Below are 22,430 nucleotides of genomic sequence, written 5' to 3' on the forward strand. Positions count from 1 at the left end.
TCGGATTTGCTCGAATCTGCTCTCTATTGATTATTTTTGCAACCGGCGGCCACCCCCATCAGCGAGATCCCATGCAGACCCGCCTTGTTTCGAATGGCCGACTCGCTGCGCCCCAGTGCCGAAGCGATGTCGCTGACCGGGGCGCCGATCGCCGCCAGCTCGCGAAGACGGCGGAGCGCATCGGCAGTCCAGGGATTCCGACGGCGCGCAGGGAGCCCGTGCCGCGAGGAACGGCACACGGAAAAAACGAGCGGGCGCACGCGAGCTACTTCATGACCGGCATGACGTACTCGGCGACGCTGCGAATTCCTGTCGGCCAGCGAGCCGTCATCGTTTTCATGCGAGTGTAGAAACGCACGCCATCCGGACCGTGCACGTGCAAGTCGCCGAACAGGGAACGTTTCCAGCCACCGAAGCTGTGAAACGCCATGGGCACCGGGATGGGCACATTGACGCCCACCATGCCCGCCTGCACCTGGTGACAGAAAGTTCGCGCAGCGTCGCCATCATTGGTGTAGATCGACGTGCCGTTGCCGAACTCGTGTTCCTCGATGAGCTTGAGCGCGCTGGCCAGATCCGGCACGCGCACGATGGCGAGCACCGGACCGAAGATCTCTTCCTTGTAAACGCGCATGTGGGTCTTCACGTGATCCAGCAGAGTCGCGCCGAGATAGAAACCTTGCTCGTGCCCGGGCACGGATTGAGAACGACCATCCACCACCAGGGTCGCCCCTTCCTGCACACCGATATCGATGTAGCCGCGCACCCGCTCCATGTGCTCGCGAGTAACGAGCGGCCCCATCTCCACTGCGCTATCGGCGCCATTTCCGATCTTGAGCGCGGCAATCATCGGCCTGAGCTCTTCGACCAGCCGATCGCCGGCGTTACCCACCGCGACTGCCACCGAGATCGCCATGCATCGCTCGCCCGCCGATCCGAAGGCCGCACCCATCAATGCCTGCGCAACCAGCTTTGGATTGGCATCCGGCATGACGACCATATGGTTCTTCGCGCCGCCGAGCGCCTGCACCCGCTTGCCATGCCGGGCGGCCGTTTCGTAGATGTGTTGAGCAATGGGTGTCGAGCCGACGAAACTCACTGCCGCGACATCCGGATGACTCAGCAGCGCGTCGACCGATTCGCGATCGCCATTCACGACGTTGAAGACTCCTGCGGGCAAGCCGGCTTCGCTCAACAACTGCGCCATACGCAGCGCGCACGACGGATCCTTCTCGGAAGGCTTGAGCACGAACGTGTTACCGCATGCCAGCGCGATAGGAAACATCCACAGCGGCACCATCGCTGGAAAATTGAACGGCGTGATGCCGGCGCAGACGCCGACCGGCTGGCGCAGCGACCAGCTGTCGATGGCGCGGCCGACATCGTCGGAAAACTCGCCCTTGAGCAGATGAGGAATGCCGCAGGCGAACTCCACGACCTCGAGCCCCCGGCTCACTTCGCCGCGCGCGTCCGATTGAACCTTGCCATGCTCGCTCGTAATGATGGCGGCCAGCTCGTCGATGTGGGCTTCCATCAATGCTTTGAAGCGGAACATCACGCGCGCACGCTGCACCGGCGGCGTGGCGGCCCACGATGGCAAAGCTTTGCGCGCAGCCGCGATTGCCATTTGCGTCTCTTGCGTCGACGCGAAGCTCACACGCGCCGACACCTGCCCTGTCGCAGGGTTGAAAACCTGGCCGAATCGGCCGCTCGCGCCGGCACGCAGATTGCCGTCGACAAAATGACTCAAGGTCCGCAGGCCGTCCGCGGACGTCGCAACTTGCATGTTCATGGAAACTCCTGGAGAACGACTACGACGCTACGTGGCGCCGGCGTGCAAACGATTGTTCGAAAGTGACGCGTGACCCGCCGGAGCCGTCCGTGGGCACCTCGATGATCTTCACCGTCGCTTTGTCGCCTTCGATGCTCAGATGCGCGAAGCCCCAGGTCAGCCCCTTGGCATAGAGCGTGCGCAACTGCGGATAGCTGGCGAGCTGATTGCGAATGAACGCGCTATTGGTCGGGCGCATCTTCGCAGCGCTGCCCGAGACGACCTGCGGCAACGGATCGCTCGCGCCCGTGTCGGTCTGCGAGCAATCGTCGGTGTGCACTTCCATCGTGTGCTCGTGACCGGCGAGATAGAAGTCGGCATAGCGACACAATGTCGGCAGGATGAGCCGCCGCAACGCATGTGCCTGCTCGAATTTGCTGCCCGCCCCGGACCACAGCGGGTGATGGCCGATGACTATTTTCCAGCGCGCCTTGGAATTGCGCAGCGAATCTTCCAGCCACGCGACCATGTTGCGCTCGGCATCGGTTTGCGGGACCGCCCACTTCGATAGCTTCTCGCGCTTCTGACTGCGCACCTCGCTCGCATCGTCCGCGAGCGTCGCCTTGTAAACGGTGGTGCCCGCGAGCAGCACTTCCGTGTCGATGGCAAACACCTCCACGTCGCCATGAGCCGCCGGCGGCTGTACGCGATAGAACAGCCCGTTCATATAGAACGGCCGCGTCTGCTCGAGGAACTGGACCTGAGCCATCGCGCCCTCGCGGGAAGTCCGCCAATCGTGATTGCCCAGCACCGAATAGATACGAAAGTCGTCGTGCCTGCGCCCCAGACCCGCGAACGGCGTCACGAACAAGTCACGAAACCGCTGCGTGTCGCGCCCGTCGACGTTGGCCGTCGCACCGTCAGGATAGATGTTATCTCCCAGCATCACCCCGAAGTCGCAGTCCGCCGCGCCGGCGCAGTACGCTTGCATGGCATTCGCAACCGGCTCGAGTCCGCTGGCAGTGATCATGCTGCCGTTACGCGGCAGACGATACATCGGCGAATAAGCGAGCTCGTCGATGGGCCGTTTGTCCTCGATCCAGTCGCGCCGCTCCTTGGCCTTGAAGTTCTCTTCGGTCACGACGATCTCGTAGTCCTCGGCTTCGAGATAGTCGTAGTGATAGCCGCTGTCGCCGAACACCAGGATCGAAACATCGGTCGCCGCCTGCACCGCTGGCTTCGCGGGGTCTACGTCGACGGACCTGCAGGAGAGCAGCGTCGCGCTCAGCAGCAGCGCAATGGTCGATAACCAGAGCGAGCTCTTCGATAGCTTCACGAGTACTGCCTCCGGATCAACTCTTCCACGTCCGCACGTGTACGACGGATCGGCCCTTCCGCCTCGAGCTTCAGGCTGGTCAGCGCTGCGGCCCATGTGGTCGCCTGCTGCGGTGTCATCTGCAGGCGGCCGGAAAGATAGGAGCCGACGCAGGTGTCACCGCGACCGCTGCGCCCCCGCAGCTCCTCCGGCCGGAACGGCTGCTCGAAATACTCGCCGTTCGCCAGCACGAGCAAGCCGTCCTTGTGCGTCAGCACGATTTCCTTGGGACCGTACGAGGCAAGCTTGCGGGCCGCGACCCGGATGTCCGACTGGCCCGTGAGAAATTCCGCTTCCACCGCGTCGGTCTTGAGCACGTCGACCAGCGACAGCACTTCTGACATTTCCGGCCAGCCTTGATACGTCAGCTTGCCTTCAGGCGTGACGATGCGAACGAACCCTTGCACGTCGACCCCAAGCAACCTCGCGCGCTCGCGAATCGTCTTCACCACCGGCAGCGACACTTCGCCGCGAATGGACGCGCTGATGAGGATTGCCTCGGCGCGCACGCTGGCAACGTCCTCGATCTGAAAGGGATCGGCAATGTCGGTGACCGTCAGAATGCGCTCGTCGACGTTGGCCGTCGGATATTCCAGCCGCATGACCGTGGACCGCGCCGAGTCTCGCACCATCACTTCCACGCCCGCTTCTTTCAACAGCCGGGTGGACTCGATGTCCTCCCTCGCGAGCCGAGTGACGGCGCCGACGCGTTGATCCAGCAAGCGCGCGGCGTGTGCCGAATAGCTATAGCCGCCGCCATGAACCTGACGAGTGCCGGCGCGCGTGACGATAGTGTCCTTGGTGTATGCGCCGATAGAAACAAAGTCGAACGTGTGCAAGAGAATGTCCCCCCGATGAATCTCAATCGTGCAACTTCACGCGCCACAGACAGGCGGCCAGCAGCATCGACAACAACGACGAGCCGAGCCAGAACCAGATGACCGTGCTGAAGTCATAAGTGCGGACGCCATCGACGACGGTCATGCCGCGCTCGATCAGATGCCCGCTGACGTTTTCCTGGATGGCCGCGCCCAGATAACTGAAGATGCCGATCAAGCCCATGGCGGCGCCGGCGACCCGCTTCGGACAGATGTCGACCGCGAACAATCCACCGAGCGCCGTGACCAGGCCGGTCAGGCCGATGCCAAACAGCACCATGCCGACAATCAGCACGGAGGTGTTCGCGGGCCCGAAGAAGATCAACACCAGGCCCGCGAGTTCGACGATGGCGAACACCAGGTTGGTCGGCGGCCTGCGCGCGTGGAAGACCTTGTCGGACACGAATCCATACGAGATCGCGCCGACCATGCCTGCGATCGTGCTGATCATCAGCAACGTGCCGGCCATGGTCAGCGAATAGCCGCGCGCCTCCTGCAAATAGAGCACGCCCCACGAGTTGATGGCGTAGCGCGTGATGTAAATGGTCGAGCTGGCCAGCGCGAGTATCCAGATGGGCGCGATCTTCACGATCGACAGCTGTGTGGCGAAGGTGCTTTGCTGTTGCGTGCTCACCTGGGCGTAGTGATCGTTGCGCCAGTCGGCAACAGTCGGCAAGCCCAAGGTGCGCGGCCGATCCTGCACGAAGCGGTACGCCACCGCAGCCATGACGATGCCAATCAGGCCCGGCACCCAGAATCCCCATCGCCAGCCGAGTACCGCGACCACTGCGCCAACCACTAGAAACGTCAGTCCCTCGCCGATGGAGTGCGCAGTGCTCCACAAACCGTAGACCCGGCCACGCTCGCGATTGCTGAACCAGGCGGTGATGGCGACCACGCTGGACGGCGCGCCGAAGCTCTGGAACCAGCCATTCAGTCCCCACAGCAGCACCGACAATGCAACCGTGGTGGAAAAACCCATCCCCACGTTGCACAGCGCGGTCAACAAAAAGCCCAACGCCAGAAATCGTTTGATGTTGGCGTGATCGGCGAGAAAGCCGTTGGTCAGCTTGCCGATGGCATAGGCATAAAAGAGCGCGGAACCGATCATGCCCAGCTCGGCAGGACCGAACACGCCGGCATCGATGAGCGGCTTCTTCACGACGCCGAGCGCCAATCGGCACGTATAGATCACACCGTAGCAAAGCGTGATCGCGACCATCACTCGCACGCGGTGATAGCGAAACAAGGTGTCGACTGCGGCGGAATCCTGGAGCACGGGACGGTCCGCGCCGGTCGCGAAGAACTTCAGCAATGAGCCCAATGCCGAAGCCCTCCCCGCCAGTCGCAGACCTTCGATCTCCGGTTCGCCAGCGCTCACCCACTTCCCCCGTCAATGCCGATGATTGAAATTTGATTTCCATTAGCTTAAAACAATGGAAAAAATATTCCAAGCCCAATCGCCGGCATTCCATCAAGAGAGACGCCATGAAATACCCTCCGCTTTTGACCGCCCTCGCCCTTGGCCTGTTGGCATGGCAGGCGCAGTCTTCGACACAACAGAATCCAGCCATCAGCGTGCCGGTGGACCGAACCACGCAGCCCACCTCCCATAAGTTCGCGCTCGATGCCGCCGTGTGGCGGGATCCGGCGCAACCCGCGAATAGCCTGTTGATCGTGGCGGCCGGTGAAGGCGGCCTGGAAATTCACGATCTGGCTGGGCAGCGAGTCGCGGCCTTCGCTGAGGTCGAAGTCGGATTCGTCGAGGTACCGGACCGATCGAGCTTGCCGCAGGGCCTGAACAAGCTCGTACTAGTGAGTGACCAACGCGCCGGCGCCGTTCGAGCCTTCCGCTTCGATGCAGGCACTCGCAAGTTGCAGGAAGTCGCTCCGCAGCCGCTGCGCATTGACGATGAGATTACCGGCCTGTGCTCGTATGTGAGCCCACTGACGAACAAGCTTTACGCGTTCGTCTCGACCGGTCAGGGTCAATTCGAACAGTGGGAGTTGTTTTCCCAGGCACAGCAGGTTGCCGGGCGCATGGTGCGCAGGATCGCGGCAGGCAAAGGCGTCGGTCATTGCGCAGTCGACGATGCTCGCCGTCGCGTCTATTTCAGCGAAGAGTCGGTCGGCGTGTGGAGTATCGCAGCGGAACCTGAATCGGATACGGCACGCGAAGCCGTCGACCTCGTCGCGCCACGCGGCGGGCTGAGCGAAGAAGTCAAAGGCATTGCCGTCCATCCTGCTTCCGGGACGACGCTGTTGTTAGCACGCGATGCCGATGGCTTTGTCGCCTATTCGTTGCCCGATAGCGAGCCGCGGCGAGTCCAGCTGGGCGCGCCCAAGCAGATTGGCGACGCGGAAGGATTGACGATCGCCGCCGAGCCGCTCGGAGGTGCATTTCCCAATGGCGTGCTGATCGTCGCCGATGAAGACGCCGGCGATTACAAGCTGGTGTCGTTGAGCGCGCTCACGAAATCGCTGGATTTACCGACGGCGCAGAACGCCGCTGCGGCCAGCGAGTTCATTCCAGGCGCAGTGGCGCCGGCCGTGGAGAGCGAGCCGGTGGCCAGCTTCGGCGATGCCGCCGACGATCCGGCGATCTGGGTGGATCGTCAGGCCCCCAGCCGCAGCGTCGTGATCGCGACAGACAAGAAACTGGGCCTCAATGTTTATGACCTGGATGGCAAGTTGATCCACAGTGTGCCGGACGGTCGCATGAACAACGTCGACGTGCGCGACGGCTTCACCTTCGGCGGACGCCCCATCACGCTCGTGGCCGCAACCAATCGAACGCGCAAATCCATCAGCTTGTATCGCTACGATGCCCAGGCGCGGCAGCTGCAGGCCTTGCCCGGCGGCGATCTGGCGACCGGCTTCGACGATCCATACGGTCTGTGCATGTATCGAAGCGCGAAGAATGGCGCCTACTACGTCTTTGCCAACGACAGCGCCGACGGCCGTATTCGCCAATGGCGGGTCTCAGCCAAAGCCGGAAAGATCGCTGGCGAGCTGGTGCGCGAGATCGAGGTCGGCTCGCAGGCCGAAGGTTGCGCGGCAGACGACGAGCTCGGTCATCTGTATGTCGCGGAAGAAGACGTGGCGCTTTGGAAATATTCCGCCGAGCCGCGGGACGGCTCACGTCGCACGTCCATCGACACTGTCGAGAAAGGCCGCCTGACGGATGATATCGAAGGCCTGTCGATCTACTACGGCGCGAATGGCGCCGGTTATCTGGTCGTATCGAATCAGGGTGAAGACAATTACGCCGTGTATCGTCGCGAAGGTAACAACGAGTACCTCGGCAAGTTCGCTGTAGTCGCGAACAGTGAAGCCGGCATCGACGGCGCCTCCGAAACGGATGGGTTGGATATCGTGAGCGCGCCGCTGGGCGAGCGCTTTCCGGAAGGCTTGCTGGTCGTGCAGGATGGTCGCAACCTGATGCCGGCGGAACGCCAGAACTTCAAGTACGTGTCCTGGAAGGATGCGCTGCGCTCGCTGCGCAAGGAATAACGAGCAAGAAAAAGGCGCGCCCGCGAGGGCGCGCCTGACTCGGCCTCGAGCAATCAATCCAGATCGCGAATGTCGTGCTCGTCGTCGACGATCAGGTCGAGCTGATCGGCAATGTCCTCCCACTGCACGAACTTGAAGTTGGTGTTCTCGATGGCCTCGCCTTCCGGATCCAGGATGTCCGGGGTGTTGCCGCCATCCATGGCCACGAACAAACCGTCGTCGAACGGGGCGCCGAAGTCGGCATTGCTGACGCCGATGCCGTCGGTTTCCTGCGTGCCGTCGACCATGCCGTCCACGATGGAGAATCGGCCGACGTAGTCGTTGTCTTCGCGGTCATACACCAAGTACTCGTTGTTACCCTGACTCGAGACGATCACATAACCCTCTTCGTCGTCCGCTTCGTACAACGTCACGCCTTCGACGTCGCGGGTCAGCCGTCCGCCGTACCCTGGATCCTGCTGCGTCTGGTATTCGCACACATACTCTTCTTCATCAGGATCCCAGGTGCGCGTGTACGGCGTGCCATACGTGTCGACCTTGTCGATCAGCTGCAGGTTGGCGCCGGGATTGTCGATGGTCGTACGCCACAGTCCGACGGCTTCCTGACCGATGTAAACGTAGCCGCGATCCCGATCGATGACCGTACCTTCCGCCATCGGCGTCGGCCCGTCCTCATCCTGACAAGGCGCCCACTGCTGGCCATTGGGCAAAGTGAACTGCGATGGCAAGTTGAAACGCACCAACGGCGCGTAGCCGACTTTGCCGCCGCCGGCGTCGTACAAACGGAACTTGGCGGCCTGCGAGCGATCGTTGCGCGTGACGAAAGCGATGGTCTGACCGTTCTCCAGCTTAGCGGTGCCAATGCCCATCGCCGTCAGCTCATCGTTCACTTCGCCCTGGTTGGCGGCGAAGACGAACGGCAAGCCGGCCTTGGTCACTTCGGTCAGCGGCACGGCCGCATCGGAACCGCTCTTGTTGATTTCAAAGATGGCCAGCCGATCGAAGCCGCGGTCGGTGGCAACCGCCAGATCCACGGTGCGCGAGCCGAGCTTGAATCCGTACACCAGGTCGACGTTGTTGAAGCGCTGACGGGGATAGTCGGGATTGGCGTGCGGCAGCCCGGCGATGTGTTGCAACAGCTGGCCCTGCAGGTTGTAAACATCGATGCCGCCTTCTTTCAAGGTGGCGACGATCAGACTCTTGTGCTGGCGATCTTCGTTGGGATGCACCCAGATCGCCGGATCGTCGGCGTTCGCAAGATGCTCGCCATCGTCGTAGTCGAGCGACGGCGGAGTTTCACGAACGGCCTGGACTTGCGCGCTGTGAGCGAGCCCGGCGGACAACGCACCGAGCACGGCAAGCGCGAGGACGGAATGCACTTTCGACATGGAACCCTCCTTTGGGTGTGACAACAGGGCATCGAGGCGCTCGCGGATGCGAGCGCCGTCCATCGACGTGCGGTGGGAAAACGATCAGCTCAGAAGGTGCTGCGGAACGTGAGAATGATCCACGGATCCGACTCTTCCTGATCGATCTCGGAGCTGACCGGAGTGCGCGCGTTGTACTGCGCGGCCGATTCGTAGATGCGAGTCACATCCTTGCGCTTGGCGTCGAGCAGGTTCTGCGCGGCCACGCGCACGACATAGCGCTCCGCGAACGTTTTCTCGAGGAACACTTCGAGGTTGCCCTCGAAAGTCACATCGGCGACCTCCTTGGTGGCGGCGCCCGAATCGACCCATTCTTCGGCCGCACCGCGCTTCTGATAGCTCGAACCCCAGGTGAGCGCCCAGCTCTCGATCAGGTGGTCGAAGCCGACGTTATAGATGTAGTCCGGCTGCATGGAGAAGCGCCGGTCGATGGGGAAGTTGCTGTTGGCGTCGCGGATCTCGGAGTGCACGTACGTGTAATTGGCGAACACGTGGAAATTCGGCGCTCCGATCACCTCCAGCGGATAGCTCAGATCGAACTCGACGCCGTAGATCGTGCCCTTGTTCGGATTGTTCACATACTGCGTGGCTTCGATCTCGTCATCGATCTGCGCCTGGAAGATGGCGTTCACCTCGTCGCCGACGCCGTTCAGCTCGATCTTGTTCTCGATGCGCCGGTAGAACGCGTTGACGCCGAGCACCGCGTCCTCGGCGTTCAAGCGCAGGTCGAAGCCGCCGTCGAGTCCGAGCGCGGTTTCCTGATCCAGGGTCGGATTGCCCAGCACGCTCTCGTCTTCGTCGAGCAGCAGCGTCGGATTGAGCTCGTCGAAGCTCGGACGGCGCACGGTGCGCGCCGCCGACAGTCTCAGCTGCAGCGAATCGGTCGCGTCCCAGCGGATATGCGCGGTCGGGTTCAGCTCGAAGTAGTCGTTGTCGACCGCGATCTGATTGCCCTCCACGTTCAATCCCAGCGAGCTGAGCGCGGCGGCCGCATCGGCCACGGGCCCGGCGACGGTCGACGTGATTTCCAGGTTGGTCTGCTCGCCACGCACGCCGAGCTCGAGCTTGGTGCTGTCGGTGAGATCGACGCCCCATTGCACGAAGCCGGCGATGCGCTCGTCGTCGACGTTGAAAATACTGAACAGGTCATCGAGCGTGACCAGCTGGCCGTCGTCGAGCTCCTGCACGTTGAAGCTGTAATCGCGCTTCTTCAGCACGTAGTCGAGGCCGACGCTCAGGGTCGCAGCGGTGAACTTCCATTTGAACTTGCCGCCCGCCTTGGCCTCGGAGTCCTCGCTGTCCTCGTTCTCGATGCTGTCGATGTTGTCGAACACGTCGATCTCGTGACCGAACTGGGTGCTGTTGGCGCGGAACTGCTGATTCAACTGCGGATCGTTGAATGAAGACAGGAACGGCAGGATGTCGTCGCCGGAACTCAGGCCGACGCTGGCGAAGTCGAAATCCATGTCGACCAGGTAATTGGTTTCCTTCGCTTCGCCCTCGGTGCGGTCGTAGCTCGCCGAGACTTCCCAGGAGTTGCCGCCATCGGTGGGCGCGGTGAACGTGGCGGCCAGCATCCAGTTGCGCTCACGGAATGCATCGGTCTGATTGGTCTGCTCGGCGCCCGAGTCCAGGTCGCCGTCGTCGTCTTCGGCCTCGAAGGCGCGCTCGAACTCGTGCTCGACCCGGTCGGTGTCCACGAACAGCGAGTTGAACTGCAGCTCCTGGCCGCCGTCGAGCTTGAATGCCAGGTCGCCGGTCCAGGCGATGTCGCGGGTGTCGCGCTCGTCCGGCTCGATGGTGGTCTTGAATTCCGGCTCGGCGTTGCCTTCGCCATCCAGCACGCGCTCGACGGAATACACCTGCTTGCGATTGAAGCGCTCCTGATAATTGAGCGAAGTGCCCCACTGGACCGCGTCGTTGGTGTGCCCGTACGAGACGAACGCGCTGGGCCGGGTCTCGCCGTCGATGTAGTAGCCGCCGAGTCGATAGATGCCGCCGTTGAATTCGGCGCCTTCCTTGAGAATGATGTTCAGCGTGCCGCCGATGCCCTGGCTGTCCATGTCGCTGGTGGGGCTGCGGATGATTTCGACCCGCTCGACCAGCTCGGCCGGAATGCGATCCACCAGCACGGTGTTGTCATTGCCCGAGCCGGAGATGCGGCGGCCGTTGATCAGGATCTGGGTGTACTCCGAGCCGATGCCGCGCAACGACGGCGCCGCGTACTCGCCAACGTCGTCGCTGAACGTCACGCCCGGCACGCGCTTCATCATTTCGCCGACCGACAGCGGCTCGAAGCGCTGGAAATACTCTTCGGAATAAGTGAGCACCGGCTCGGCCAGCTCGGTGCGCTCGCGCGCATTGACGCGCTTGGCGAGCACTTCGATGAACTCCAGGGTGTCTTCCTTGGCCGGTTCGGCAGCATTGGCTGCCGCCGTCGCCAGAGTAATCGACACCGCGCTCGCCAGGACGCTCCCCTGCTTTAACCGTCTCATCGCTTTCCCCCTGGACGCTCGACGCGTCTCTGAATCGTGCATGAGTTGTAGTTCCGCACTCGAGTGCAGCTGGTCGAGAGTCTAGAACGAACATTTCATTGAACGCAACTAGTGAAATAAAAATTCCAGATGCTATAGTTGCGCCACGCTGCGGCCGCCGGTCCTGAAGAGCTGCATAGAATATTTATTGCAGCGACCGTATGATTTGGGAATTTCCATGACACTCAGAGAATTAGCCGTGGCGAGCAGCGCAAAAACACTCGAGACCCTGCGGGGCGACATCGTGCGCCGGTACGAGGAGCTCAGTCCCCGACTGCAGCAGGTCGCCAAGTACGTGTTGGAAAATCCGAACGACATGGCGCTGCAGACCCTGGCGGTCATCGCCGAGCGCTGCGAAGTCCAGCCCTCCACCATCGTGCGCTTCGCCAAAACCTTCGGTTACGAAGGCGCGAGCGATATGCAGGAGCTGTTCAAGGACGAGATGCTTACCCAAGCGCCGAGCCCCAGTTACGCCGAGCGCATCCGGCAGTTCTCGCGCCGTGCAGGCGCCGCGGGCGCGCTTGCTCCCCAGGATGTGATGCACGAGTTCGCGGACAGCAACATCCTCGCATTGGAGCATTTGAAGAGCAGCGTCCGCAAAGCCGACCTGGAGCGGGCGGTGGAAATGATCGCCGGGGCGAGCGCGGTCTACATCGTCGGCCTGCGACGCTCCTTTCCGGTTGCCTCCTATCTTGCCTATGCCCTGCGCCACGTCGACAAGCGCGCTTACTTGCTCGACGGCGTGGCCGGCATGCTGGCCGAACAAAGCACCATGCTCACGTCGAAGGATTTGCTGATCGCCATCAGCTTCCAGCCCTACGCGGCGGAAACCGTGGAGATCGTCGGCTCCACGCGTGAGCAGAAGGCCAGGATCATCGCCATCACCGACAGTCGCTTGAGCCCGATCGCGGCCGCCTCGGACCTGGTGTTCGAGATCAAGGACGCGGAGGTGCGTCAGTTCCGTTCATTGACCGCGTCGCTGTGCCTCGCGCAGTCGCTGGTCATCAGTTATGCATTCGACATGGAAAAACGTGGCCGCGTACGCTGAGCGAGGCAGCGTCCGTCAGGGGGACAAATGATTCGATTTCTATTGATAGGCGCGGGACGTATCGGTCGTATCCACGCGGAGAACATAGTGCGCGGGGCGGGCTCCAGTCTGGTGGCCGTCACCGACGCCGATGCACGCGCAGCCGCAGAGCTTGCGAGCAGGTGGTCATGCCGCGCCGTGAAACCGGATGAAGCCTTGGCGCAAACCGACTTCGACGCCGTGCTCATCGCCAGCTCAACCGACACTCACGCCGATTGGATCGAGCGCTGCGCCGCCGCCGGCAAGCCGGTGTTCTGCGAAAAGCCGCTCGATCTGGACATCGGTCGGGCCACGCAATGCATGCGCAAGGCTGAAGCGGCCGGCGTCCCGCTGTATCTCGGCTTCAATCGTCGCTATGACCCCTCCTTTGCGCGACTCAAGCATGAAATCGCCGCAGGGACGATCGGTTCGCTCGAAACGCTGCACATCACCAGCCGCGATCCTGCGCCGCCGCCAGTGGACTACGTGCGCCGCTCGGGCGGTTTGTTCCGCGACATGATGATTCACGATCTGGATATGGCGCGCTGGCTGCTGGGCGCCGAGCCGGTGGAAGTGTTCGCGCGAGGCAGTGCCCTGGTCGATCCGGAGATCGGCGCCGCGGGCGATATCGACACGGCCATGGTGATGTTACGGACGGCGGATGGCCGGCTGTGCCAGATCGCGAATAGCAGGCGTTGCAGCTTTGGATACGATCAGCGCATCGAGGCGTTCGGCGCGGCCGGCATGGTCAGCGCCAACAATCACACCGCCACCAGCGTGACTGTCGCAGACAAGCAAGGCTACACGACCGAGCCCGCACTGCCCTTCTTCCTGGAACGTTACGCCGATGCGTATCGCCTGGAGCTGGAGGATTTCATCGGCGCGCTCAACGGCAAGAAGGTCGAGCTTGCAACCGGAGAGGACGGCCGACGTGCACTCCTGCTGGCGGATGCAGCCCAACGCTCGTTGACGACGGGAGTTGCGGTGGCGCTGAGCTAAGGAAACTGGCGCTCCCTCGCCTCGCGAGCGAGGGAGCCTTCTCCTCAAACAAACAGCTCGGTCGCGAGGCGCGACAGATGCTGATAACCCATCTTCGCGTAGACAATCGGCGTGGCCACCGCCGGATCCTGCTCCGCCTCGACCACCAGCCAGCCGCGATAACCGCTGCGAGCCACGGGCTGCAAGACGCTGCGATAGTCGACCATGCCATCGCCAGGCACCGTGAACACACCATCGAGCACTGCATTTAAAAAGCTGGTGTCTTCATTACGAGCTCGCTCCAGGACCGGCCGGCGTACATCCTTACAATGAACGTGCGCGATGCGCGCCGCATAACGCCCTGCCATTTGCGCGGGATCGCCGCCTGCATAGGTGAGATGACCGGTATCGAGCAACAGGCCTACGGCATCGCCGGTTGCCTGCATGAGATTGTCGATGTCCGCCGCTGACTGCACGACCGTCCCCATATGATGGTGATAGGCGAGCCGCAGCCCCGCAGAACGCATCTTCTCCGCAAGCCGGGTCATGCGCTCGCCGAAGCGCTGCCAATCGCCCTTGGTGAGATGAGGTCGCTGCGATAACGGGGCTCGCTGATCGCCGTGGGTACAGCGTGAAACTTCGGCGAACACCATCACCTCGCAACCCAACGCGTGCAGCAGTTCGAAATGCGCGCTCATCGCGTCCCATTCGGCGTCGACATCGCGCTCGAGCAGACGTGCGCTGTACCAGCCGGACACCAATTGCAGATCGTGAGCCTGCAGGATCGGCCCGAGTTGAGCGGCAACCCGTGGAAACTTGTTGCCGAGCTCGATGCCCGTGTAACCCGCCTCGCGCGCTTCGCGCAGACAGGTCTCCAGGCTCGTTTCAGCGCCCAGCGACGGCAGGTCGTCGTTGGTCCACGTCAAGGGATTGATGCCGATGCGAATGTTCATGAGTGCCGGTGTCAGTTGCGTTGTTACTCGAGATCGCTCACGTCGCGGAGCGTCTTGCGATATTTCTCGTTTGCCGCAGCCACGTCCTTGGAGCCGGACACTTCGGGCACGGCGACATCCCACCACGCGCCACCCGCGGCCGTACTGTGATGCGGGTCGGTATTGATCACGATCACGACGGTCCTCGTCTGGGCGCGCGTGTCATTCAGTGCGCGCTCGAGCTCGCGCACATTGTTGACTTGAAGCGACTCGGCGCCGAGAGAGCGAGCGTGCGCGACAAAATCGACAGCGGGCGCGGCCTCTTCGAGCAAATTGTTGAACGCCGTTCCACCGCAGCTCTTTTGCAGCCGACTGATACAACCGTAGCCGCGGTTGTCCAGCAGCACGATGGTCAGTTTCAGGCCCAGCGCAATGGCGGTGGCAATCTCGGAATTCATCATCAGATAACTGCCATCGCCCACCATGACGACCACGTTCCGATCGGGGCGGGCCAGCTTGACGCCGAGGCCGCCGGCGATCTCGTAGCCCATGCAGGAGTAGCCGTACTCGAGGTGATAAGCGTCGCTATCCTGAGCACGCCACAGTTTGTGCAATTCTCCTGGCAATCCGCCGGCCGCGCAGACAACCGTGCCGTTCGTTCCAATTGCGCGGTTCACTGCGCCAAGCACCTGCGCGTCAGTCGGCAAAGTGGTGTCGGAGACGGCAGTGGCAGCCTCCACCGATGAATTCCACGTCTGCGCGAGGTGCTTGACCCGAGCTGAATACTCGGCGCTCACAGACGGCTCCAGCAGAACATTCAACTCGTCCAGCGCGCGGAGCGCGTCACCTTGCAACTGCAGCGCTCCGAACTTTGCGGCATCGAAACGACACACATTGATTGCAACCAACTGTCGCCGCGGATTGCGGAACAAACTCGACGACGCCGTCGTGAAGTCCTGCAGCCGGGTGCCGATAGCGATGATCACATCGGCATCGCGCGCCAACTCATTCGCCGCACTCGATCCGGTGACGCCGATGGAGCCGACATTCTGGGGATGATTCCAGCGCAGCGCGCCTTTGCCTGCTTGGGTCTCCGCTACCGGAATGCTGAAACGCTCGGCGAAGCGAGCCAGTGTTTCGCATGCCTGCGCGTAGTGAACTCCACCGCCTGCGATGATGAGCGGCTGCTTCGCTCGCCTGATCGCTTCGGCCGCAGCCGTCAGTTGACGCGTATCTGGCCCGAGCCGAGTCAGCTCATGAATCCGCGGCTGGAAGAACGAGATGGGATATTCCCACGCTTCCGCCTGCACATCCTGCGGCAACGCCAGCGTCACCGGTCCGCACTCTGCGGGATCCGTCAGCACACCGAGCGCTTGTGGCAACGAGCGCATCAGCTGCTCGGGGCGGCTGATGCGATCCCAATAGCGCGACACCGGACGAAAGCAATCGTTGGCGGTGACGGTGGGATCGCCGAAGTCTTCCACCTGTTGCAACACTGGATCCGGTCGACGGCTGGCGAACACGTCGCCGGGCAATAACAACACGGGCAGTCGATTGACGTGAGCGAGCGCGGCCGCCGTCACCATGTTAGTGGCACCCGGGCCGATAGAGGTCGTGCACGCCATGAAGCGACGTCGGCGCATCGTCTTGGCGTAAGCAATCGCGGCGTGAGCCATCGCCTGTTCATTGTGAGCACGATACGTCGGCAGCTCGGCGCGAGAGGCGCTCAGCGCCTCCCCCATGCCGGCCACGTTGCCATGCCCGAAGATTGCAAATACGCCAGCGCACAGCGGGACTTCCTGGCCGTCAACGACGGTCCGCTGTGCCGACAGATAGCGCACGATGGCCTGACTGGCGGTCAGGCGGACTCGATCGCTCATAAGGACTGCTCCGCCAAGGCATCGGAGACTCGTGAGGATAAACGAGCATGGCTCGCGCGCAATGCGCGCCAGCTGTCGATCAAACGTTGATATCGGTCCGCGATATCGGCGACGACCTGCTCGTCGCTCAGCGCGCCGGCAAACCAGCCTCGCGCCGCCGGATTGAAAATGCTTCGGCCGACCGCAAACCCTTTGCACACCGGTATGGCCGCCGCGCTTTCGAACGACGCTTGCAGCGCTTCCTCTGGAGCGTCGAGCCCTAGCATCAGCACGCCATTACAGTGCGGATCGCGCCGCTCGATGACCTCCGCGATGTTCAGCCAAGCAGCCCGCGATTGCGCCTCCAGCTTCCACCACGCTGGGCGCACGCCGAGGTTGTAGATACGAGTCAACGCCCGGGCAGTGGTCGCGTCATCCACCGGCAAGCCACGTCCGCTGCAGATGATTTCCAAAAGCAACTCACGATCCTGAGCGCGAGCGGCGTCGTTCAATGTGCGAATCTGACGTTCCTGCGCGAGACGCAGCTCGATGGGATCGTCCGGATGAAAGAACACCAGGCACTTGATGACGTGGGCCACCGGCCAGCTCGTCAGATGCAAACCGACGTTATCGGGAGGATCGAACGCCACCGGACGCGAGCCGGGCGTTTCGATCGGACGGCCGATCCAGAAGCCTTGCGTCGTGAGTCGATTCAAAACAGCCGAGCCGTGACGCGCATCGACAATGACACCCAGATGTTCCCGATCTCGTGTGCCCGCGGCCACACGCTCGACGGCACGAGCGATCAGATCTTTGAATTCACCAATGCGCGCCCGCGACGCGCCGTGTTCGTCCGCCAGCTCTTCGAGCTGCCGACGATGATCGAACGCGAGTACATACAACGATTCTCGCGGCCGGCGAGTCGTCGTGGCTTCATGCACATGCGAGAGCTCGGCATCGAGATCGGGGCGTCGCACGCTCGCAGCCCGACGCAGAAACTCCTGAAGCTCCAGTGCACTCGGCATGGCCGGGGTGCAGCCGTGTCGTGATACGACCAGCGCCCCGCAGGCATTGCCAAGCCGGGCGCACTCGGCAAGCGGCCTGCCTCGCAGCCATCCTGAGAGAAAGCCGCTGAGAAAGGCATCGCCTGCGCCAAGCACGTTCAATACTTCGACCGGAAAGCCCGCGATCGTATGCAGCTCCGCCAGCGTCGCCGGGACTTCATCGGTAATGACGCTGCATCCCGCCGGCCCGCGTTTGAGCACGATGGTCGCGTGCGTTTTGCGCCGGATCGCGCGCAAGGACGCAAGCACATCGTCGGAACCGCCGGCGATCCGGATTTCTTCTTCCGTGCCCACCACCAGATCGCAATCGGGCAGCACCCTTTGCAGTGCCTGGGTCACTTCGGCCGACTCGATGAAACGGGATTCCCCCTGCCCTGCATTCGTCAGTTTCCAAAGCACTGGCCGATAGTCGATGTCGAGGATGACGCGCGTTCGATTCGCTCGCGCCCAGCGGAACGCCTGTTCGACCGCTGCGCGAGTCCCTGGGGTCGACAGATGCGTGCCCGTGACGGCAACGGCGCGGCTGCCCGCAATGTATGACTCATCGAAGTCCTGCGCGCACACTCCCATGTCTGCGCAGTTCTCGCGAAAGAAGATATGCGGATAAGCCGCCGGACCTTCGATGCCCAACACGACCGACGCGGTGAGACGCGTTGGATCGGTCGCCACATGACTCACATCGACGCCTTCGCGTTGCAAAGCCTCGCGGACGAAACGTCCCATGTGCTCGTCTCCCACGCGCGTCAACATGGACACACGCAAGCCGAGCCGCGAGGTTCCTGCTGCCAGATTTGCCGAAGATCCGCCCAGATATTTTGCGAAGCTGCGCATATCCTCGAGCCGGCCGCCGATCTGCTCGCCGTAGAAATCCACGGCCGCGCGGCCCAGACAAATCAGGTCGAACGTCTTATTCATTGTGGTCCATCTCGCGCGGGCGCCAGAAAGGAGCGCCGGCTTGCAAAGTCCAGGCATGCTCGGCGGTGAAGTCGGGAATCGTGTAAGGCTGGTCCGGCAGATGGCGGATCACCCACGAGTAGTACATGCCATAGCCTGGCGCCGCGCACTGCGCGTGATCCAGGCCGGCGGGAATATGGATGGTGTCGTGCTCCATCACTTTGACGACGTTGTCGCCCAGCTCCGCATGACCATACCCCTGCGGCTGCGTGAAACGATAGTGATAAATCTCCGGCTGCGGATGATGATGCGGCGGATAGCTCGACCAGCCGCCTGGAAACGTCACCACTTCGCCGAGCACCAGCTCGACTGCGTCGGGCGAATTGCTCCGATCGAAGATGGTCCGGACGTAGCGCAGCGCCCGATCGCCGACCTGCCCGCGGCCACGCGGCTCGTTCGGCACGTCCTTCGCAGTGAACACGCGAGCTTCGAATGGCCTGAGATTGGCGCAATCGAACACCATGATCTCGGTATCGCGTGACGCGTCGAAAGCGATCGTGGCACCGGCGGGAGCATGAACGCAGCTCGCGGATTCATCGAACAACGACTCGCGCGAGAGTTCGAACTCGCGCTGACCGACCGTCACCCGCACGCTGCCGCTCATTAACAGCCAGGCCGTTTCGCACGTGATGTGCTGAACGGACCGCTCGCTCCCGGCCAGACGCCAGACGCCGATGCCAATCCGAGACGGATTGTCCGGATCCAGCTGACGCGCGATGGCCGTAAATCCCCGGTCGAAGCCGCGTCGATGCGCGGTGATGTGTTCTTTAGTCATGCCAGTCGTCGAATGTGCGGCGAGCCACACGCCCCGACCGGTACGCTAACCCAATGGAATGAAAATTTCAATTCATTGGAATAATGGAATTGTAATTCGAGACGGGCCGGACCGTGGGCCGGCTGAGTTAAAGTGCGCCCTTTTCGTCGCCAGGAGCCCTCCGTGACCACCTCCTCCTCCGCGCCCTATCCCATCGGCACACCCGGCGTTCCCTGGGGCGCTGCCGAGCGCGCGCTGTGGCTATCGCGTCAGGTTCGACATCGCAGTTACCACGACGATGTAGCGAAAGCGGTCGAGCGGCTGTCCGATCGATTCGATGTCGAGGTGTACGGTCAGCTCGACTATCCGCCGGATCAGTATCGTTTGTTTGCTGTTCGCAGCCGGAGCTGGCGGGATGATGTTCCGGTCGCGCTCGTGACTGGCGGCGTCCACGGCTACGAAACCAGCGGCGTGCACGGCGCTCTGCAATTCCTGGATCGCCACGCCGCGCAGTATGCGAATAAGATCAACTTGCTCGTCGCGCCCTGCGTGAGCCCTTGGGCCTATGAACGCATTCATCGCTGGAACGCGAATGCCATCGATCCCAACCGCTCGTTCCGCGAGAACAGCCCGGCCGAAGAATCGGCTGCCCTGCTGCGCCTGGTTGCTCCGCTGAAGGGACGCTTTCTATTGCACGTCGATCTGCACGAGACGACCGACACCGACGAAAGCGAGTTCCGCCCGGCGCTCGCCGCCCGCGACGGCAAAACGTCCGAGCCCGACCAGATTCCCGACGGTTTCTATCTCGTCGACGACATCGAGAATCCGCAGCCAGCCTTTCAACAAGCCATCATCGAGGCCGTGAGCAAGGTGACTCACATCGCGCCGGCGGATGCGAACGGCCAGATCATTGGCTCGGACGTCGTCGCACCTGGCATCATTCGATACGCCATGCGCCAGCTCGGCCTGTGCGCCGGCATCACGGGAGCGCGCTACACCACGACGACGGAAGTCTATCCCGACAGCCCACGCGCCACGCCCCAACAATGCAATGACGCTCAGGTCGCAGCGGCGTGCGCGGCGATCGAGTTTGCGTTGAGGGCGCCTCGCTAGTCGACCTCTAACAGAATCTCCACGACAACAGGCGCGCCGGCTGGCAGGCTCAGTACTCCTGAGACCATGCGTGTCGGCGCTTTTTCGGCGCCGAACACCGTCGCCAGCAACTCCGAAGCGCCGTCGGCAACTTTGGCGTGATCGCGAAACTCGGCCGTCGCCGCAAGCGAGACCGTCAGCCGGACGATGCGCGTCACTCTGTCGAGCGAGCCCAAGTGCTGCCGTGCCAGTGCGAGCGCATTGAGCGCGGCCAATCGTGCCGCGCTCCGTCCGTCTTCGATGCCGATGTCATTTCCTATCCGCCCCTGAAACTTGGGAGCGCCGCCTTCCAATGGCAGCGTCCCGCTCAGGAACAACAAGTTTTCGACTCGTACGGCCGGCACGTAAGCCCCGAGCGGCTGCGGCGCCATCGGCAGAGCAATGCCCGATTCTTCGAGCCGTTGTTCGGCACTCCAGTTCATCGAAGTCTCCTCACCACTTGCCCACATGCGAGCCGCCGTCGACGTTGAGCACTTCACCGGTCACCTGGCCCGCCTCGGTGAGATAGAACACGGCTTCGGCGATGTCCTTCGCGGTGCCGATCCGACCCATCGGCGACAGACTCCGCAGAAAATCCTCCGGCACGCTCGCGAGCAACGGCGTGGCCACCAACCCCGGAGCCACTGCGTTCACTCGAATGCCCTGCTTGGCGTATTCCAGCGCCAGGCTGCGGGTGATTGCGTTGAGGCCGCCCTTGGTAATCATGGGCACGGACGCACTCAACGCTGCGAGCGGATGATCGGCAATCGACGCCGTGATGCTCACCACACTGCCAGCCGACCGCTGCGCGAGCAGCTGTTTGATAACGGCCTGCGTGATGTGAAGGAAGCCCTCCAGGTTGGTGGACGAGAGCGCGCGGAAATCTTCCGCTGTGTAATCCGTAAACGGCTTCGCGAAAAATATACCCGCATTGTTGACGAGCGCGTCGATCGCGCCGAAGCGGTCGAGGGCAGTCCTGACGATCTTCTCGGCGGTCGCGGGCAAAGCGATATCGCCATCGACGAGAGCCAGATGGTCGGAGCGTTGCAGCTCGTTTTTCCTGCTGACGTTGCGCGAGTTGGCCACGACGTTGTAGCCGCGTTCGAGAAACAGATTGGCGATGCCGGCGCCAATCCCCTGAGAGGCCCCGGTCACGATGACGGTCTTGCGTTGGCTGGTCATTGAAATCTCCTGACGGGTTGCGAGTGGGGACATTGTCAGGGCGGCCGCGAGCTTTGATTAGATGGGAAGTGCTGTAATCTGATTTCCATTAATGGCAAAGTCGCGCCATGGCGGACCTCGACAACATCCTGATCTTCGTGAAGGTGGCTCAGTACGAGAGCATCAGCCGGGCGGCGCGCTCGCTCGGCATGCCGATCTCGACGGTGAGCCGCCGGCTTTCGGTATTGGAGTCGCAGCTTGGCGCGACGCTATTGAGGCGGACCACGCGCCGCGTGAGCCTGACTGCCCAGGGCCGTGAATACTTCGATCAGTGCCAGGAGCCGCTCAATCTTCTACAGGATGCCGAGCGCGTGCTGACCCACGCCCAACAGGAGCCGCAAGGCTTGCTGCGCGTTTCGGTCCCGGTAGTTTTAGGTCAGCCGGCGTTTCTGGAATTTCTATCGGCGTTCTTGAAGGCGCATCCGCAGATCCGTGTGGATCTGTACATCACCAATGTGTTTCTCGACCTGGTCGCGGAAAACGTCGACGTCGCGATCCGCTTCGGCGATCTGAAGGATTCGAGCGTGGTCGCGAGCCGGCTGGGCAAGAGCATTCGCTACGTCGTGGCCGCGCCGGAGTATCTGAAGAACCGCAAGCCACCGAACGAGCCGGCGGAGCTCGAGCAGCACGACTGTGTGATGCTCAATGCGAAGAACAATGAAGCCGCCTGGAACCTGATCGGCGGCCGTCGCAAGGCTCGCGTGCATGTCTCGGGCTCGATCTCGAGCCGGGATTTCAGTACCGTCAGCACCTTCGTCTATCGCGGTCACGGTATCGGCCTGCTGCCCTCCACGTACTGCGATGAACCGATCGCCAAGGGCTCGCTGGTCAGGCTGTTGCCAAAGTGGACTTCGCCGCCCATCCCGGTATTCGCGGTCTATCCCGGTCGCAAATTCCTGCCATCGCGGCTGAAACTGTTCCTGGAAGCGCTGATGAAGTGGAAAAGTCCGCTCTGGAGCAGAGATTGATCTCG

17 protein-coding genes are annotated in these 22,430 nt (G+C 62.3%); 5 read left to right on the forward strand and 12 right to left on the reverse strand.

The window, feature by feature from the left end; all coding sequences use genetic code 11:
* Nucleotides 1-265 precede the first annotated feature (265 nt).
* Genes GYH35_RS04400 through GYH35_RS04415 form a run of 4 tightly spaced genes read right to left on the reverse strand, consistent with a single transcriptional unit; the run spans nucleotide 266 to nucleotide 5,405 of the window.
* Entirely contained in the window at nucleotides 266-1,792 is a 1,527-nt protein-coding gene (locus GYH35_RS04400; RefSeq protein WP_280178327.1) for a CoA-acylating methylmalonate-semialdehyde dehydrogenase, read from the reverse strand.
* A 19-nt stretch (nucleotides 1,793-1,811) separates the two neighbouring features.
* Nucleotides 1,812-3,107, reverse strand: coding sequence for a metallophosphoesterase (locus GYH35_RS04405; RefSeq protein ID WP_161814484.1), 1,296 nt, complete (start codon nucleotides 3,105-3,107; stop codon nucleotides 1,812-1,814).
* A complete protein-coding gene (locus GYH35_RS04410; RefSeq protein WP_161814485.1) occupies nucleotides 3,104-3,985 on the reverse strand; it encodes a PfkB family carbohydrate kinase in 882 nt (293 codons plus the stop codon). Before GYH35_RS04410 ends, GYH35_RS04405 begins: the two co-directional genes overlap by 4 nt.
* Nucleotides 3,986-4,007: 22 nt before the next feature.
* Nucleotides 4,008-5,405, reverse strand: a complete 1,398-nt coding sequence (locus GYH35_RS04415) for an MFS transporter (RefSeq protein ID WP_202624076.1) — start codon at nucleotides 5,403-5,405, stop codon at nucleotides 4,008-4,010.
* Between the two features lie 107 nt (nucleotides 5,406-5,512).
* Between GYH35_RS04415 and GYH35_RS04420 the strand changes: the two genes are divergently transcribed.
* Entirely contained in the window at nucleotides 5,513-7,537 is a 2,025-nt protein-coding gene (locus GYH35_RS04420) for a phytase (protein ID WP_161827733.1), read from the forward strand.
* Nucleotides 7,538-7,590: 53 nt separating this feature from the next.
* Here the strand turns inward: GYH35_RS04420 and GYH35_RS04425 are convergent, their stop codons facing one another.
* Together GYH35_RS04425 and GYH35_RS04430 are read right to left on the reverse strand one after the other, a co-directional pair.
* The gene (locus GYH35_RS04425) at nucleotides 7,591-8,925 is read right to left on the reverse strand and encodes a phytase (RefSeq protein ID WP_161814487.1); all 1,335 of its coding nucleotides are present in this window, start codon (nucleotides 8,923-8,925) and stop codon (nucleotides 7,591-7,593) included.
* 89 nt (nucleotides 8,926-9,014) lie between these two features.
* Nucleotides 9,015-11,459 (reverse strand): TonB-dependent receptor plug domain-containing protein, encoded by a 2,445-nt coding sequence (locus tag GYH35_RS04430; protein ID WP_161814488.1) that lies wholly within the window; start codon nucleotides 11,457-11,459, stop codon nucleotides 9,015-9,017.
* A gap of 217 nt (nucleotides 11,460-11,676) precedes the next feature.
* On the opposite strand from GYH35_RS04430, the gene GYH35_RS04435 reads away from it, so the two are divergent.
* Both GYH35_RS04435 and iolG read left to right on the forward strand, forming a co-directional pair.
* Nucleotides 11,677-12,546: a MurR/RpiR family transcriptional regulator gene (locus GYH35_RS04435; RefSeq protein WP_161814489.1), complete on the forward strand. Its 870-nt coding sequence runs from the start codon at nucleotides 11,677-11,679 to the stop codon at nucleotides 12,544-12,546.
* Nucleotides 12,547-12,573: 27 nt separating this feature from the next.
* Entirely contained in the window at nucleotides 12,574-13,563 is a 990-nt protein-coding gene (gene iolG / locus GYH35_RS04440; protein ID WP_202624077.1) for an inositol 2-dehydrogenase, read from the forward strand.
* Between the two features lie 44 nt (nucleotides 13,564-13,607).
* On the opposite strand, the gene iolE is transcribed toward iolG, so the two are convergent.
* From iolE to GYH35_RS04460, 4 genes are read right to left on the reverse strand one after another with little or no spacing between them, the layout of a single operon-like run.
* Nucleotides 13,608-14,495, reverse strand: a complete 888-nt coding sequence (gene iolE, locus GYH35_RS04445) for a myo-inosose-2 dehydratase (protein ID WP_161827734.1) — start codon at nucleotides 14,493-14,495, stop codon at nucleotides 13,608-13,610.
* Between the two features lie 23 nt (nucleotides 14,496-14,518).
* On the reverse strand, nucleotides 14,519-16,354 hold the full coding sequence (iolD, locus tag GYH35_RS04450; RefSeq protein WP_161827735.1) for a 3D-(3,5/4)-trihydroxycyclohexane-1,2-dione acylhydrolase (decyclizing): 1,836 nt from the start codon (nucleotides 16,352-16,354) through the stop codon (nucleotides 14,519-14,521).
* Nucleotides 16,351-18,312: a bifunctional 5-dehydro-2-deoxygluconokinase/5-dehydro-2-deoxyphosphogluconate aldolase gene (locus GYH35_RS04455; RefSeq protein WP_161827736.1), complete on the reverse strand. Its 1,962-nt coding sequence runs from the start codon at nucleotides 18,310-18,312 to the stop codon at nucleotides 16,351-16,353. Before GYH35_RS04455 ends, iolD begins: the two co-directional genes overlap by 4 nt.
* The gene (locus GYH35_RS04460; protein ID WP_161814493.1) at nucleotides 18,305-19,126 is read right to left on the reverse strand and encodes a 5-deoxy-glucuronate isomerase; all 822 of its coding nucleotides are present in this window, start codon (nucleotides 19,124-19,126) and stop codon (nucleotides 18,305-18,307) included. The genes GYH35_RS04455 and GYH35_RS04460 overlap by 8 nt, the downstream gene beginning before the upstream one ends.
* A 162-nt stretch (nucleotides 19,127-19,288) precedes the next feature.
* On the opposite strand from GYH35_RS04460, the gene GYH35_RS04465 reads away from it, so the two are divergent.
* Entirely contained in the window at nucleotides 19,289-20,218 is a 930-nt protein-coding gene (locus GYH35_RS04465; RefSeq protein WP_161814494.1) for a M14 family metallopeptidase, read from the forward strand.
* On the opposite strand, the gene GYH35_RS04470 is transcribed toward GYH35_RS04465, so the two are convergent.
* Together GYH35_RS04470 and GYH35_RS04475 are read right to left on the reverse strand one after the other, a co-directional pair.
* Nucleotides 20,215-20,679: a RidA family protein gene (locus GYH35_RS04470; protein WP_161827737.1), complete on the reverse strand. Its 465-nt coding sequence runs from the start codon at nucleotides 20,677-20,679 to the stop codon at nucleotides 20,215-20,217. The genes GYH35_RS04465 and GYH35_RS04470 overlap by 4 nt on opposite strands.
* Before the next feature lie 10 nt (nucleotides 20,680-20,689).
* Nucleotides 20,690-21,418, reverse strand: coding sequence for an SDR family NAD(P)-dependent oxidoreductase (locus GYH35_RS04475; RefSeq protein WP_161814496.1), 729 nt, complete (start codon nucleotides 21,416-21,418; stop codon nucleotides 20,690-20,692).
* A 107-nt stretch (nucleotides 21,419-21,525) separates the two neighbouring features.
* Here GYH35_RS04475 and GYH35_RS04480 point away from each other — a divergent pair, with 107 nt between their 5' ends.
* Nucleotides 21,526-22,425 carry a LysR family transcriptional regulator gene (locus GYH35_RS04480; RefSeq protein WP_161827738.1) on the forward strand — a complete coding sequence of 300 codons (900 nt, stop codon included), beginning with the start codon at nucleotides 21,526-21,528 and terminating at the stop codon, nucleotides 22,423-22,425.
* The last annotated feature ends 5 nt before the right edge of the window (nucleotides 22,426-22,430 follow it).

The organism is Steroidobacter agaridevorans (assembly GCF_009932555.1).
GTDB lineage: Bacteria > Pseudomonadota > Gammaproteobacteria > Steroidobacterales > Steroidobacteraceae > Steroidobacter > Steroidobacter agaridevorans.

Excerpts from the sequence above, each read along its gene's own strand:
- GYH35_RS04475 (WP_161814496.1), bottom strand. The coding sequence starts at position 21,418 with ATGACCAGCCAACGCAAGACCGTCATCGTGACCGGGGCCTCTCAGGGG.
- GYH35_RS04435 (WP_161814489.1), top strand. The coding sequence starts at position 11,677 with ATGACACTCAGAGAATTAGCCGTGGCGAGCAGCGCAAAAACACTCGAG.
- iolE (WP_161827734.1), bottom strand. The coding sequence starts at position 14,495 with ATGAACATTCGCATCGGCATCAATCCCTTGACGTGGACCAACGACGAC.
- GYH35_RS04480 (WP_161827738.1), top strand. The coding sequence starts at position 21,526 with ATGGCGGACCTCGACAACATCCTGATCTTCGTGAAGGTGGCTCAGTAC.
- GYH35_RS04460 (WP_161814493.1), bottom strand. The coding sequence starts at position 19,126 with ATGACTAAAGAACACATCACCGCGCATCGACGCGGCTTCGACCGGGGA.
- GYH35_RS04420 (WP_161827733.1), top strand. The coding sequence starts at position 5,513 with ATGAAATACCCTCCGCTTTTGACCGCCCTCGCCCTTGGCCTGTTGGCA.
- GYH35_RS04425 (WP_161814487.1), bottom strand. The coding sequence starts at position 8,925 with ATGTCGAAAGTGCATTCCGTCCTCGCGCTTGCCGTGCTCGGTGCGTTG.
- iolD (WP_161827735.1), bottom strand. The coding sequence starts at position 16,354 with ATGAGCGATCGAGTCCGCCTGACCGCCAGTCAGGCCATCGTGCGCTAT.
- GYH35_RS04470 (WP_161827737.1), bottom strand. The coding sequence starts at position 20,679 with ATGAACTGGAGTGCCGAACAACGGCTCGAAGAATCGGGCATTGCTCTG.
- GYH35_RS04400 (WP_280178327.1), bottom strand. The coding sequence starts at position 1,792 with ATGAACATGCAAGTTGCGACGTCCGCGGACGGCCTGCGGACCTTGAGT.
- iolG (WP_202624077.1), top strand. The coding sequence starts at position 12,574 with ATGATTCGATTTCTATTGATAGGCGCGGGACGTATCGGTCGTATCCAC.
- GYH35_RS04455 (WP_161827736.1), bottom strand. The coding sequence starts at position 18,312 with ATGAATAAGACGTTCGACCTGATTTGTCTGGGCCGCGCGGCCGTGGAT.
- GYH35_RS04430 (WP_161814488.1), bottom strand. The coding sequence starts at position 11,459 with ATGAGACGGTTAAAGCAGGGGAGCGTCCTGGCGAGCGCGGTGTCGATT.